The sequence below is a fragment of the Streptomyces poonensis genome, from assembly GCF_014650915.1.
Classification (GTDB): domain Bacteria; phylum Actinomycetota; class Actinomycetes; order Streptomycetales; family Streptomycetaceae; genus Streptomyces; species Streptomyces poonensis.
Window position 1 is genome coordinate 163,499 of sequence record NZ_BMVW01000013.1, and the last position, 13,286, is coordinate 176,784.

Annotated in this window: 9 protein-coding genes; 7 read left to right on the forward strand and 2 right to left on the reverse strand. The window is 72.3% G+C overall.

The genetic code is table 11. From position 1 onward, the window contains the following. Nucleotides 1-23: 23 nt before the first annotated feature. Nucleotides 24-2,201 (reverse strand): UvrD-helicase domain-containing protein, encoded by a 2,178-nt coding sequence (locus tag IE242_RS27150; RefSeq protein WP_189863758.1) that lies wholly within the window; start codon nucleotides 2,199-2,201, stop codon nucleotides 24-26. Between the two features lie 177 nt (nucleotides 2,202-2,378). Here IE242_RS27150 and drmA point away from each other — a divergent pair, with 177 nt between their 5' ends. From drmA to IE242_RS27175, 5 genes are all read left to right on the forward strand, one after another. Beyond that, nucleotides 2,379-6,254 carry a DISARM system helicase DrmA gene (drmA, locus tag IE242_RS27155; protein WP_189863760.1) on the forward strand — a complete coding sequence of 1,292 codons (3,876 nt, stop codon included), beginning with the start codon at nucleotides 2,379-2,381 and terminating at the stop codon, nucleotides 6,252-6,254. Further along, complete coding sequence (drmB, locus tag IE242_RS27160; RefSeq protein WP_189863762.1) at nucleotides 6,251-8,146, forward strand: MrfA Zn-binding domain-containing protein; 1,896 nt, start codon at nucleotides 6,251-6,253, stop codon at nucleotides 8,144-8,146. The genes drmA and drmB overlap by 4 nt, the downstream gene beginning before the upstream one ends. Beyond that, nucleotides 8,143-8,916, forward strand: a complete 774-nt coding sequence (drmC, locus tag IE242_RS27165; RefSeq protein WP_189863764.1) for a DISARM system phospholipase D-like protein DrmC — start codon at nucleotides 8,143-8,145, stop codon at nucleotides 8,914-8,916. Before drmB ends, drmC begins: the two co-directional genes overlap by 4 nt. 105 nt (nucleotides 8,917-9,021) lie before the next feature. Beyond that, nucleotides 9,022-10,293, forward strand: coding sequence for a cytochrome P450 (locus tag IE242_RS27170; protein ID WP_189863765.1), 1,272 nt, complete (start codon nucleotides 9,022-9,024; stop codon nucleotides 10,291-10,293). 422 nt (nucleotides 10,294-10,715) lie between these two features. Beyond that, the gene (locus IE242_RS27175) at nucleotides 10,716-11,018 is read left to right on the forward strand and encodes a hypothetical protein (protein WP_189863767.1); all 303 of its coding nucleotides are present in this window, start codon (nucleotides 10,716-10,718) and stop codon (nucleotides 11,016-11,018) included. A gap of 311 nt (nucleotides 11,019-11,329) precedes the next feature. Here the strand turns inward: IE242_RS27175 and IE242_RS27180 are convergent, their stop codons facing one another. Next, a complete protein-coding gene (locus IE242_RS27180) occupies nucleotides 11,330-11,788 on the reverse strand; it encodes a carboxymuconolactone decarboxylase family protein (RefSeq protein ID WP_189863769.1) in 459 nt (152 codons plus the stop codon). Between the two features lie 114 nt (nucleotides 11,789-11,902). Between IE242_RS27180 and IE242_RS27185 the strand changes: the two genes are divergently transcribed. Both IE242_RS27185 and IE242_RS27190 read left to right on the forward strand, forming a co-directional pair. Then, on the forward strand, nucleotides 11,903-12,910 hold the full coding sequence (locus IE242_RS27185; RefSeq protein ID WP_189863771.1) for a pirin family protein: 1,008 nt from the start codon (nucleotides 11,903-11,905) through the stop codon (nucleotides 12,908-12,910). A 33-nt stretch (nucleotides 12,911-12,943) separates the two neighbouring features. Then, entirely contained in the window at nucleotides 12,944-13,282 is a 339-nt protein-coding gene (locus IE242_RS27190; protein ID WP_189863773.1) for a GNAT family N-acetyltransferase, read from the forward strand. The last annotated feature ends 4 nt before the right edge of the window (nucleotides 13,283-13,286 follow it).

A 13,286-nucleotide genomic window follows, 5' to 3' on the forward strand; every position in this document is an offset into this window, starting at 1 on the left:
CGTGACACCCGGGCCCGCACGACTCACCCGGCGACCGGATCCAGCAGCCGGCTCCGCTCCCCGTTCCACGAGATCGCCAGCGCGTCACGGGCCCGCGTGCACGCCACGAACAGCAGGCAGTGCTCGGCCAGCAGGTCCGACCGGTGCTGCACGGGGTCGACGTCGGCCGGGGTCACCTGCGGGGCGAAGGGCAGGACGCTCGACGTCAGGCCGACCACGGCCACGCACCGGAACTCCAGCCCCTTCATCGCGTGCATGGTGGCCACGCGGACGCCGGACACCTCGGGGCCCGGATCGTCCTTGACGGCGACGGCGGGGATGCGTTCCCGCCGCAGGCGCGCGATGACCGCGTCGACGAGCGTGTTGAACCGGGCGCACACCGCGATCTCGGACGGCTTGACCCCGTCCTGGTCGATCCAGGTCCGGATCTGGTCGACCAGCGCCCGCAGCTCCTCGTCCTGGCTGCCGTGTCCGCGCGCCGACGGGACACGGCCGTGCAGCTCGGAACGGTAGCCCCGCAGCGAGTCCCGGCCGCCGTCGTCGGCATCTTCGTCGTCCTCACCGAGCCGGCCCACCGGCTGGCCGTCGAGGAGGGACGCGGACCACCGCAGGATCTCCTCCGTGCTGCGGTAGTTGAGGCGCAGCCGTGTCGTACGCCCCCGGACGTTGACGCCCAGCGAGCCCAGGGAGACCCGGGAGTCGTAGATGCGCTGGTGGGGATCGCCGACGAGGAAGATGTCGTCGGACTGGGGGGCGACGCAGGCGCGCAGCACCCGCCACTGGGCCGGGTGCAGGTCCTGGGCCTCGTCCACGACGACGTGGCGGTAGCGCGGCCCGGATTCGGCCAGCAGCCGGGCGGCCTGGTCGCAGAGCTGCGTGTACGTCGCCGAGTCGCGCGAGGCGAGGTCCGCCGTGAACCGCTCCATGACCCGCCACAGCCGGGCGCGCTGGACCCGCCCCACCTGCGTGCCGCGTCCCCGGCGGACGCAGCGCAGGTACTCCTCGGGGGTGCGCAGCCCCTGTGCCAGGACGACGTTGCGGAACTCCTGGGACAGGAACCGGTCCGTCCAGGGGAGTTCCTCGCGGGCCATGGCACGGGTCCAGGCGCTCTTCTCCGCGGCGGCCGACAAGGGCTTCGGTGAGCTGCCGCGCGCCTCGCGGATCACGCGGGCGGCGAGCGAGTCCACCGTCGTCACGTCGACGCGCTCCAGCAGGTGGGCGTCGGCCTCGCCGAGCAGCAGGGCCAGGCTGTCCCGCAGCGCGGCCGCCATGGCGTTGGTGAAGGTGGTCAGCAGGATGCGGTCGCCCTCGCGGCCGGTGCGCAGCAGATGCCGGACCCGGTGCAGGGCGACGACCGTCTTGCCGGTGCCGGGGCCGCCGGTGACCTGGGCGGGGCCGTTGAAGCCGGGGTGATAGGCGTAGCGGCGCTGGGCGGGGTGGAGGAAGATGCGCCAGCGGACGAGGTCCTCGGTGAGGATCCGCTCCAGCTCGCCGGGGCCGGTGACCTCCACCATGCGGTTGGGCGTGTTCAGGATGGCCTCGGCGAGGGTGACCACCGGCCGGTCCGCCGCCGTACGGACCGTCTGCCCGCGGGGGGCGATGAGCTGCTCCCAGACGTCCTCGGGGGACTCGCCCTGCGCCAGGAACCACAGCACCTCGTACTGGTCGGCGGGCATCATGGGCGGTGCCATGACCGTCAGGTCGTCGGCCGTGACGCAGACCCGGGCCAGCCGCAGGACCTGGTCGTCGATGCCGAGGTCGCGCAGCACGGTGTCGGAGTGCGCCTCGAAGAGGCGGGCGGGGGTGGTGACCGCCTTCGCCTCGAAGTACGTCTCCATCTGCTCCAGCGCGTCGACGTTGCGCACCTCCACACCCGCCGTGGCGCCGTTCACCGAATAGGCGCGCTTGCAGGCCCAGTTGATCGCGTCGTCGTGCGGGGCGACCCGCAGGAGCATGAACAGCTCGCTCCCGTCGTCGGGCGCGAGCAGCACGCCCCGGTAGAACTTCGTGATGCGTATGGTGCGGATCCGGCGGTCACGCGCCCGCTCCAGCTTCTCCAGATGCATCCCCTTGCTGGCGTGGAGTTGAGGGACGGTCATGCTGCGGAACATCTGGATCGCGTCGGTGACCTCCTTCTGGACCGGTCTCTGGAGCGAGACGAAATCCGTGAAGAAGTCCTCGGAGAGGGCGAGTCGGGGCATGGGCGTCCTCGGGTCACGGCGGGCTGGTTGAACGGGGAACAGCCTAGAGAGTCCGTCCGCCGGAGCGGCGGGCACCTCACGCTCATTGTGTGAACTGAGTCAACGGCCTATGATCTCGTGCTGACGCATGATCAACCGTGCTCGCGCCCCACCGGACCCGTCCGAAAGGCTCACCGCATGCCGGCCCAGCCCGCCCAGGCCGCTGTCCCGCATCCCCTCGACGAAGTGCCCCAGACGTTCCGCGACGGGGATTCGTACGAGGTGCGGGACGGGCTCGTGACCTACATCCGCCGTGATCTCCTGGGGCCCTGGGACGGCGAGACGGAGACCCTTCCGCACGCCTCCTCAGGGCCGCGCGACCGGTACCTCGTCGGCATGCTCGGACCGCGTCCCCAGGCCGTCACGGGGGACCGGATCGCCCTCGCGGCCGCCCAGAGCGCGGACGACGAGTCGGGCGACGAGCAGGAGGGCGACGACACCGGAATCCAGGACCGGCTGACCCCGCAGGCCGCCGGCCACATATGGGCGTCGTCCATGGGGCTGTCCTTCACGGTGCCCGCCTCCGTCGGCACCCTCAGCGTCACCGTCCGCTGGGGCCGCTACACGCAGTCCGAGCAGGGCACGGACCGGGGCACCACCCGCAGGACCTGGTCCCGGGAGGCGGTCGAGCACCCGGTCGACATCGACGTGACCGGCGCGGCCGACCGGGTCGTCGGGCTCCAGGGCGACTCCGTGGTGCTCGACGTACAGGTACGGCGCGTGGAGCGGAGCACCGCCCGGGCCGGCACCGAGGACCTGCGGGTCGTCGAACTGGCCCTGGTCAACCGGCAGGAGGACAGCCGCGACGCCCGCGACGCCCACTGGCTCTTCCAGACCGGGATCGACGTGACCGCCTTCCCGGACGACCGTGCCGCGGTCTTCCTGCCGATCGGCGACCCCCTCGATCCCGCGAACCGGGGCCACGCCCCCGAGGACGCGGAGGACCGGCGGCTCCGGCTGCTCTACCGGGACAGCCTCAGCCACGCCAAAGGCCGCAACGTCGCCGTGCACGCACACGTGCGCGACGGCGAGCGCAACGCCCACCGCCTCACCACCACCTGGCTCCCCGAGTACGACGTACGGGCCACCACCGCGCCCACCGTCGAGGAGCAGAAGCTGCTGCGCGGGCTCGAACTCGGCATGGACGAACTCGCCGAACTCGCGGTGCCCGCCCGCCGTGCGGAGCTCAGCGCCGCACTGGCACCGCTCGCGGACGGCTACGGCACCTGGCTCGACGAGCAGCGGGGGAAAGCCCGTACGCTCCCCGACGACCTGCGGGAATCGGCCGAGGTCGCCATCGAGCAGGCGATGGAGATCTGCGACCGCATCACCTTCGGCATCGACCGGCTGATCGCCGACGACACGGCCCTGGAAGCCTTCCGGTTCGCCAACCGGGCCATGGCGCTCCAGCGCCGCAACACCGCCGTCGCCGCCGCCCGCGCCGGCCGCGAGAACGACCCCCGCTCCTACCGCGAGGCGTACGACGCGATCCACGCGCAGGGCAAGCAGGCCGCGAGCTGGCGTCCGTTCCAGCTCGCCTTCGTCCTGCTGAACCTCGACTCCCTCACCCGGCCCGGCCACCCCCACCGCGGCACCGGCCGCGAAGCCCTCGTCGACCTGCTGTTCTTCCCGACCGGTGGCGGCAAGACCGAGGCCTACCTCGGCCTCGCCGCCTACACCTTCGCGCTGCGGCGCCTGCAGGGCACCGTCGGCTCGGGCGCGGAGGCGCGCAGCGGCGAAGCGGGCGTCGGCGTCCTCATGCGCTACACCCTGCGCCTGCTGACGGCCCAGCAGTTCCAGCGCGCCGCCGCCCTGGTCAGCGCCTGCGAGGTGCTGCGCCGCGCGGAGTACGCCCGGGACGTCCGCTGGGGCGCCACCCCGTTCCGTATCGGACTCTGGGTCGGCACCTCCGTCTCGCCCAACTGGTTCGACGAGGCCAAGGAGCAGATCGCCGAGGCCAAGGAGAGCGCGAGCGACAAGCACGCCCGGGTGCTCCAGGTCCTCACCTGCCCATGGTGCGGAAGCGGACTGGCCGCCCGCTCGCACATGGAGTACGACGAGGGGCGCCGCCGCGTCCTGCTGTACTGCCCGCGCGGGGAGGGCGAGGACCGCTGCCCCTTCTCGCGGCGCGAGTCCCTCGGCGAGGGCATCCCCGTGCTCACCGTCGACGAGGAGATCTACCGGCTCGCCCCGTCGCTGCTGATCGCCACGGTCGACAAGTTCGCCCAGCTGCCGTGGAACGGGTACGCCGGTCTGCTCTTCGGCCGGGTCACCGAACTCTGCCCCCGGCACGGCTACCGCCACGACGACCTCGACGCCAGGACGGGCTGCGGCAGCCGCCACAACGCGCGCGGCTCCCTGCCCGGAGTGACCGCACAGCCCGTCACCCGGCTGCGGCCACCGGACCTGATCATCCAGGACGAGCTGCACCTGATATCCGGCGCGCTCGGCACCACCGTCGGACTCTTCGAGTCGGCCGTCGACCAGCTCTGCACCTGGAGTCTCACCGATGCCGGAGGACAGCGCAGGGAGGTCGGGCCCAAGATCGTCGCGTCGACCGCGACCACCAAGCGGGCCGCGGACCAAGTCCTCGGTGTCTTCGGCCGCAAGGTCGCGGTCTTCCCGCCGCAGGTCCTCGACGTCGGGGACACCTTCTTCTCCCGGCAGGTCGAGCTGAGCCGCGACAACCCCGGCCGCCGCTACCTGGGCGTGTGCGCGCACGGCACCCGCCTCAAGGCCGCCGAGATCCGCGTCGCCGAGATCCTGCTGCTCGCCGGGCAGCAGCTCTTCGACGACCACGGCGCGCCGGCGGACCCGTACATGACGCTGGTCGGCTACTTCAACGCGACCCGTGAACTCGCCGGCATGCGGCGGTACATGGACGACGACATCACCACCCGGGTCCGCTCCAACGGCAGCCGGAAGGGCGAGGACACCCTGGCCGACCGCATCGTGAGCCGGACCGGCATGCTCGGCATCCAGGAGCTGACCTCCCGTATCTCCTCGGCCGACATCGGCGCGGCCCTCAAACGCCTGGAGATCGGGTTCGATCCCGAGCGCGACACCTCCGAGCGGCGGCGCGCCTTCGTGCGCGAGTACGCGGCCGCGATGAAGGAGAAGCGCGAACCCCGCGCCGCCATGACGCCCGCCGCCCGGCAGGCCGTCGACGTGGTCCTGGCCACCTCCATGCTCCAGGTGGGCGTCGACGTCTCCCGGTTCGGTCTGATGCTGGTCGTCGGCCAGCCCAAGAACACCGCCGAGTACATCCAGGCGTCCTCCCGCGTCGGCCGTGACGCCCGGCGCCCCGGCCTCGTCGTCACCCTCTACAACTGGTCACGCCCCCGGGACCTCGCCCACTACGAGGACTTCGAGCACTACCACGCCACGTTCTACCGCCAGGTCGAGGCCCTCTCCGTCACCCCGTTCACCCGCCGCGCCCTCGACCGGGGTGTCGCCGCCACCTATGTCGCCGCGCTGCGGCAGTCCGCGTACGAGACGTCCCGCAACCTGGACGCCCACCACATCGACCTGGACGGACCCCTCGCCCAGGAGGTCGAACGGCGGCTGCTGGACCGGGCCGAACTGGTCGGCCGCGAGCGGGCCCGGCAGTACCTGAGCGAGCGGCTCGACCGGCTCAAGGACGAGTGGCGCCGCAAGCGCGACGAGAGCAGTTCGGCCCTCGGCTACCGCAAGGAGAAGCGCAAGACGACGATCGTCAACGGACTGCTGAGACGGGCGGACGGCTCCCGCTGGACCGACCTGACCGTCGGCATGTCGATGCGTGAGACGGAGAACGAGATCAACCTGCTGCTGCCCGGCGGCGGCGCCTTCCTCGACGAGTCCTCGGGCGGCGGCCCGGACTGGAACTTCGGCGCGCCCGGCAGTGAGACCGGTACCGACTCCGATCCCGGCGCGGACCACTACACGGCGGCCACCGTGGACAGCGACGAGTACGGACCCACCACGGCGGATGCGGCCGGCGCGGCCCGTACGGCCAGGAAGGCACAGCGATGAGTACCCATGGCAACCGCAGGGTCGGCGCCGTCCGCCCCAGCCACCTCATGTTCACCGCCGGCGTCGGCTCCCTCGTCGACCTGCCGAACTTCTCGGTGCTGGTCAAGGGGCTGGACTCGTGGAGCCACAACGGCATCACCGACTACGACATCGACGAGCCCCGGCTGCGCGCCGCCGTGAACCGGTCCCTCCACCGCTACGGGCGCGGGCAGATCGAGCAACTCCGCGCCGCGCCCTGGCTGGAGGGCGCGGACACGGACCCCAAGGGCTGGGCGGCCCAGGGCGTCGGCGTGCCCGTCACCCCGTTCCCGCAGTGGCTGCGCTGCACCGCCTGCAACGTCCTGGCCGCCGTGGACTCCGGTGAGTACACCTTCCACAACGCGAACCCGCGCGCACCGCACGAGGCGAAGTTCGTCCACGACTGCAAGCGCGGGAAGCCGCCGCTCGCCGTGGCCGCCCGCTTCACCCTCGTCTGCACCGCCGGCCACCTCGACGAGTTCCCGTACACCGCGTACGTCCACCACGGACAGGCCTGCGGCAGGACCCAGCGTCCGAAGCTGCGCATGAAGGACCACGGCGGCAACCAGGCCGCCAACGTCACCATCGAGTGCGTCGCCTGCGGACAGAAGCGCAACATCCGCGAGGCGATGGGCGAACGCGGCCGCCGCCACCTGCCGCGCTGCCGCGGACGGCACCCGCACCTCGGCACGTACGACACGAACGGCTGCGACCAGGACGCGGTGCTGATGGTGGCGGGCGCCTCGAACCAGTGGTTCCCCCTGACCCTCAGCGCCCTCGCCCTTCCCAAGGGGCAGGGCGGGAACATCGACAAGCTGCTCGACGACCACTGGCCCGACCTCCAGATCATCGAGAACCGCGGCCAGTTCGACTTCATGGCGAGCATGCCGAAGTTCGGGTTCCTCAAGGAGTTCGACGCCGACGCGGTCGTCGCGGCGATCACGGCACGCAAACAGGGCACCACCGGGCCGGCCCCCTCCGCGCCCGACGTCCAGGCCGCCCTCTTCGGCCCCGAGTGGGACGCGCTGTCGGGCCCGATCCAGACGGCCGACGACGACTTCGCTCTCGAAGAGGTCACGGTTCCGGTCCCGTTGAGCGACCTCTTCTCCCACGTCCGCCAGGTGGAGCGGCTGCGCGAGGCACGCGCCCTCATCGGTTTCACCCGGCTCGACGCCCCCGACCCCGAGTCACCGGAGATCGGCAGGCGCGTGGAGCTGTCCCGCTCCACTCAGACCTGGGTGCCGGCCAGCGAGGTGCGCGGCGAGGGCATCTTCCTGCGCGTGCGGGACGACGTCATGGCCGAGTGGGTGGCACGGATGGAGAAGTCGCCGCAGATGGAGGCCCACCGGGAGGCGTACGGACGCTTCCGGGCCAACCGGAGGTCGGACCGCAAGACGAGCGACTTCGACCCCTTCCACGGCTGGCCCGGAGCACGGTACATCGCCCTGCACACCCTCTCCCACCTGCTGATCCGCACCATCGCCCTGGAATGCGGCTACAACTCGGCCTCGCTCGCCGAGCGGATCTACGCGGGGGACGCGGAAAACCCGAGGACGGGCATCCTCGTCTACACCGCCGTCCCGGACGCCGAGGGCACCCTCGGCGGCCTGGTCTCCCTCGCCGAGGAGCGCGAGTTCGACCGGATCGTCCGCCGGGCCCTGGCCGACGCCGGGCACTGCTCGGCCGACCCGCTCTGCTCCGAGCGGCTGCCGCACGATCCGGCCGACTTCCTCCACGGGGCCGCCTGCCACGTCTGCCTCTTCGTCTCCGAGACCACCTGCGAGCGCGGCAACCGGTTCCTGGACCGCCGCTTCCTCGTCCCGCTCGCCGGGGACGAGGAGCAGGTGCTGACACCGGTCGGTCTGCTGCCGTGAGCCGGCCGGGTTTCGAGGCCGCCGCCGAGGCCGCCGTCACCGCCCTCGGTCTGTCCCGCGCCAAGGACCTCGCCGGCCTGCTGGCCCGGCACCGCACCAGGGAGCGGGCCCTGACCGAACTGGCGACGCCGGGCGTCGGCGGGGCCGTCGCCGGGCTGTACGACGCCATGGAGACGGAATCCGTTCCTCCCGCCGAGGCGGCCGCCTATGTGCGGGGCTATGCCGCCGCCATGGCGCGTGCCCGGGACGTCGTCCAGGTCCGCACCGTGTGGAGCGGTCCCTCGACGCCCGCCGTACCGGTACGGGCGACCGCCCAGGTGCTCGTGGAGGTCATCGCCGAGGCCCAGGACGAACTGCTGGCCATGACCTACGCGGCCCGGCCCTACGAGGCGCTGACCCGGGCCCTGACGGAGGCCGTGGCACGGGGTGTGAAGACGCACGTCGTGGTCGAGACGCTGGCCGGCGCACGCGGTCTCCTCTCGGGCGGGGAACCGGCCGACGCCTTCGCCTCGGTGCCCGGGTTACGGCTCTGGCACTGGGCACGTGAGCCGGCCGAGGACCGATACGCGCGGCAGCACGCCAAACTAGCGGTCGCCGACCGCCGTACCCTCCTGCTGGGCAGCGCCAACCTGACCGAGTCCGCGGCACGGCGGAACATCGAGGCGGGCGTGCTGGTGAGCGGCGGGGAAGCGCCACGGCGTGCGGCGGAGCACATCGTGGAACTGCAGCGCCGGGGCGTGCTCAGGCCGCTACGGACGGGTGACCGGTGACCGGTCACCCGTGAGTCGTACCGCCACGCGAACGTCACCGCATCCCGCACCGCACATCGGTGAGGCGGGAGTGTGCCAGTGGGGCGACCGGGGCACTCGGGCGCCATGGACGTACTCAGCCGCCCCCTGGCCGACCGCACCCTGTTCGCCCTCGCCGAGGGCTACGCCTGGCTGCCGAACCGGATGCGGGAGAGCCGGGACCACGTGGTGCGGACCCGGCTGCTGGGCCGGCCCGCGGTGGCGGTGCGCGGTCCCGGCGCGGTGCGGTTCTTCTACGACGAGGGGCATGTGCGGCGTCATGACGCGCTTCCGGAGCCCGTGGTCGGCACCCTGTTCGGGCACGGCGCGGTGCACACGCTCGACGGAGCGTGGCACCGCGCCCGGAAGGAGCTGTTCCTTCCCCTGCTGGACACCGACCACGTCACCGGTCTGGTCGACGAGGTCACCGCGGCTTGGGACGAGGCCGTGCGGGACTGGCGGGAGAGGTCCCGTACGGCCCCGGTCGTGCTGTTCGACGAGGCGAGCGTGGTGCTCACCCGCGGGGTGTGCCGCTGGGCCGGAATCCCTCTCGCGGCGGGCGAGGCCGAGCCTCTGGCCCGTGATCTGGTGGCCATGGTGGACGGGTTCGCCACAGCGGGGCCGCGCCACTGGCGTGCCCGGCGCGCCCGCGGGCGGCAGGAGGAGCGGTTCGCCCGGCTGGTGCGGGAGGTGCGTTCCGGCGAGGTCGAGGCGGCCGGGGACCGTGTGCTCGGCCGGGTGTCCCGGCACCGCGACGGCTCGGGCGGGGTGCTCGAGCCGGGAACGGCCGCGGTGGAGCTGCTCAACGTCATCCGGCCCACGGTCGCCGTCAGCTGGTTCCTCGCGTTCACGGCACATGCGCTGGAGCTCCGGCCCGAGAGCAGGAAGCGTCTGCGGACCGGCGACGCCGCGTACGCCACCGCGTTCGCGCACGAGGTCCGCCGCTTCTATCCGTTCGCCCCGTTCCTCGGCGGCCGGGCCGTCACCGACCTGACCTGGCGGGGCGAGCCGATCCCGGCCGGGGGACTGGTCGTCCTCGACGTGTACGGGCAGAACCACGACGAGGAGCTCTGGGGCGACCCGTACACCTTCCGCCCCGAGCGCTTCATCGAGCGGCCGGCCGGGCGCGACGAACTGATCCCCCAGGGCGGCGGCGATCCATGGGCCGGGCACCGGTGTCCGGGCGAGAACCTCACCGTCGGCCTGCTGGAAGCCCTCGCGATCCGCCTCGCGAGCCTCGGCTACAGCGTTCCGGCGCAGGACCTGACGATCCCGCTGCGGCGCGTACCGACGCGCCCGCGCAGCGGTTTCGCCGTCACGGAGGTACGCGGCCCCGCCGGTCGGCCGACCGCGGGCTGACCGACCGCGCAGCCGTACGACGGCGGACGGCGGGCCCGGGTCCCCGGAACCCCTCCGACGGGCGCCGGCCCGGCCGGAACCGGCGGTGACCGGGTGACCCTCGCCGATGGCGGCAGCGGGCCCGGACGCCACGGGGCGGCGCGACCCGGTGAGCCGGGGAGCGCGGGGACGGTCGTGCGGCGTACCCGGGGGGCGCCTGTCGCCGTACGGTGCGCGCCTCCGTCCCGCGCAGTCCGTCCGGCCGGTCGGGGCCGCGTCGCAGACCGGCCCGCCTGGACGGCCACCGGCCGACGGGCCGGCCGAACGCCGGAGCGGGCTCGCCGCGGCCTCCCGCCGAGCGGCCCCGTTATGGGGCAGGGGGGTCGGGTACTGGCTCGCAGGGTCCGACGGCCGTCGGACTCAACCGAGTTCAGGAGGACACGATGTCCGCTGCATCGTCGGCCGGATACCCGGAGTCCGGCGTACCCCGGACCACGTACGCCGGGGAGCGGGTGACCACGGAGACGAAGCCCGCCTACAAGACCACGGAACTCATCGTGTTCGTCGCGGCGGTGATCGCGGTGCTCATCGCATCCGCCGTCGTGGGGAACGACGCGCGCGGCGTCGACCGGTTCCCGGCCGACCAGGCGTGGCTGTACGTGACGCTGCTGGCGATCGGATACATGATCAGCCGAGGTCTGGCCAAGTCCGGCGCCCGGGGCAGGGACGACAACTCCAGGGTGTGACAGCAGGTGTGAGAACAGGTGCCAGAAGGTGCCAGAACGGGTGTGACAGCAGGTGTGAGAACGGGTGTGAGAACGCCCTGGAACGCGCCTGGTCCCTCCGGTGTACCGCGGCCGTGCCCCGCTCGGGGCACGGCCGTACTGCCGTTCCACGGCCCGGACGTGGTGCGGACCGGTGCCGGCCGGGAGCCAAGGGTTCACTCCCGGACGGTCAACGGTGCGCTCACAGGCCAGGGACGCCGTCCCGGAGCTCTAACCTCGGTGCCGACGGCTCGCCGGAACAGCCGTACGGACAGGGAGTGTCGTCGTTGGCCTCAGCGCACCGGATGCCCGCTCATGATCGAGACCCGGTTGAACGCGTTGATGGTGACCGCCACCCAGATCACCGCGGAGATCTGGTCGTCGGTGAGGACGTCCCGGGCCGCGGTGTACGCGGACTCCTGCGCGGCGGTGCCGGACGGGGTGGTCGTCGCCTCCGCCAGGGCGAGCGCGGCGCGTTCGAGGGGAGTGAACAGCTCGGTGTCCCGCCAGGCGGGCAGCGCTCCCAGCCGCCGTGTCGTCTCGCCCGCGCGCAGGGCGGCCCGGGTGTGGACGTCGAGGCAGTAGGCGCAGCCGTTGATCTGTGAGACGCGGAGGTTGACCAGTTCCACGAGGGTGCGGTCCAGCCCGGCGTCGGCCGCGGTCGTCCGCACCGCCTCCGACGTGCGCACCAGTGCGCGGTAGGCGTCGGGGCTCTGCTTGTCGATGAAGATCCTGCTCGATCTCGGACTCATCTCGGACTCCTTCGGGACCGCTCGGCTCCCGGCTTCCGGACCGCTCCGGGCTTTTCTTGCGGACTGATTGTTGAAAATGAAAGTATCATGGAAAGCGAAAGGTGGTGGTCCTCGATGAGCAACGTCGAGTCAAGGCCGGTCGAAGTGCGGTGCGGATCCCCGGCGGACGACGACGGTGATCCGGTGGCACGCGCGTCGCGGGTCGACGTCCTCACCCCGCGCGACGTCCCCCTGGGCGGCCCCCGGGCCATGACCGTACGGCGTACGCTGCCGCAGCGCGCCCGGACCCTGATCGGTGCCTGGTGCTTCGCCGACCACTACGGCCCGGACGACGTGGCCCGCACCGGCGGCATGGACGTCGCCCCGCATCCGCACACCGGGCTCCAGACGGTGAGCTGGCTGTTCAGCGGTGAGATCGAGCACCGGGACAGCCTCGGCAGCCACGCGTACGTACGGCCCGGCGAGCTGAACCTCATGACGGGCGGTCACGGCATTGCCCACACCGAGGTCTCGACGCCGCGGACCACCGTCCTGCACGGGGTGCAGCTGTGGGTGGCGCTGCCCGGGGAACACCGGGACACGGAGCGGGACTTCCAGCACTACGTGCCCGAGCCGGTACGGGTCGACGGAGCCGGTACGGTCAGCGTCTTCCTGGGCTCCCTCGCCGGGGCCGTCTCGCCGGTACGGACCTTCACGCCCCTCCTCGGCGCCGAGATCACCCTCGAACCGCACGCGACGCTCACCCTCGCGGTGGACCCCCGTTTCGAGCACGGCCTCCTCGTCGACCACGGGGACGTCCGCCTGGCCGGCACCCTGCTGCACGCGGCGGAACTGGGGTACGTCCACCCCGGCCAGGACACGCTGACCCTCGTCAACGAGTCGGACGACCCCGCCCGCACGGTCCTGCTCGGCGGCCCGCCGTTCGAGGAGGAGATCGTCATGTGGTGGAACTTCATCGGCCGCAGCCACGAGGACATCGTCCGCGCGCGCGAGGACTGGGAGAGCGCCTCCGACCGCTTCGGCGCCGTCGAGGGATACCCGGGGGACCGCCTCCCCGCGCCCGTCCTGCCGAACGCCACCATCAGGCCGCGCCGGAACCCCGCGCGCGCCGACCACTCCTGACCCGTACGCACGTACCCACCAAGGGGACTTCCCATGAACGAGCCTTCCGCGACGCCGACCGTCGAGCGGGTGGACGCCCGAAACCGCTACGAGATCCTGGTCGACGGCCGGCGCGCGGGCTTCACCGAGTACCGCGACCGCGGTTCGCAGCGCGTCTTCTTCCACACGGAGATCGACGACGCGTTCGCCGGGCAGGGCCTGGCCTCCCAGCTGGTCCGCCAGGCGCTCACCGACGTGCGCGAGACGGGCATGCGCATCGTGCCCGTGTGCCCTTACGTGGCCAAGTACCTGACGAAGCACGACGACTTCACGGACATCACCGATCCCGTCACGTCCGAGGTCAAGCAGTGGCTGAAGGGCCAACTGGGCTGACAGC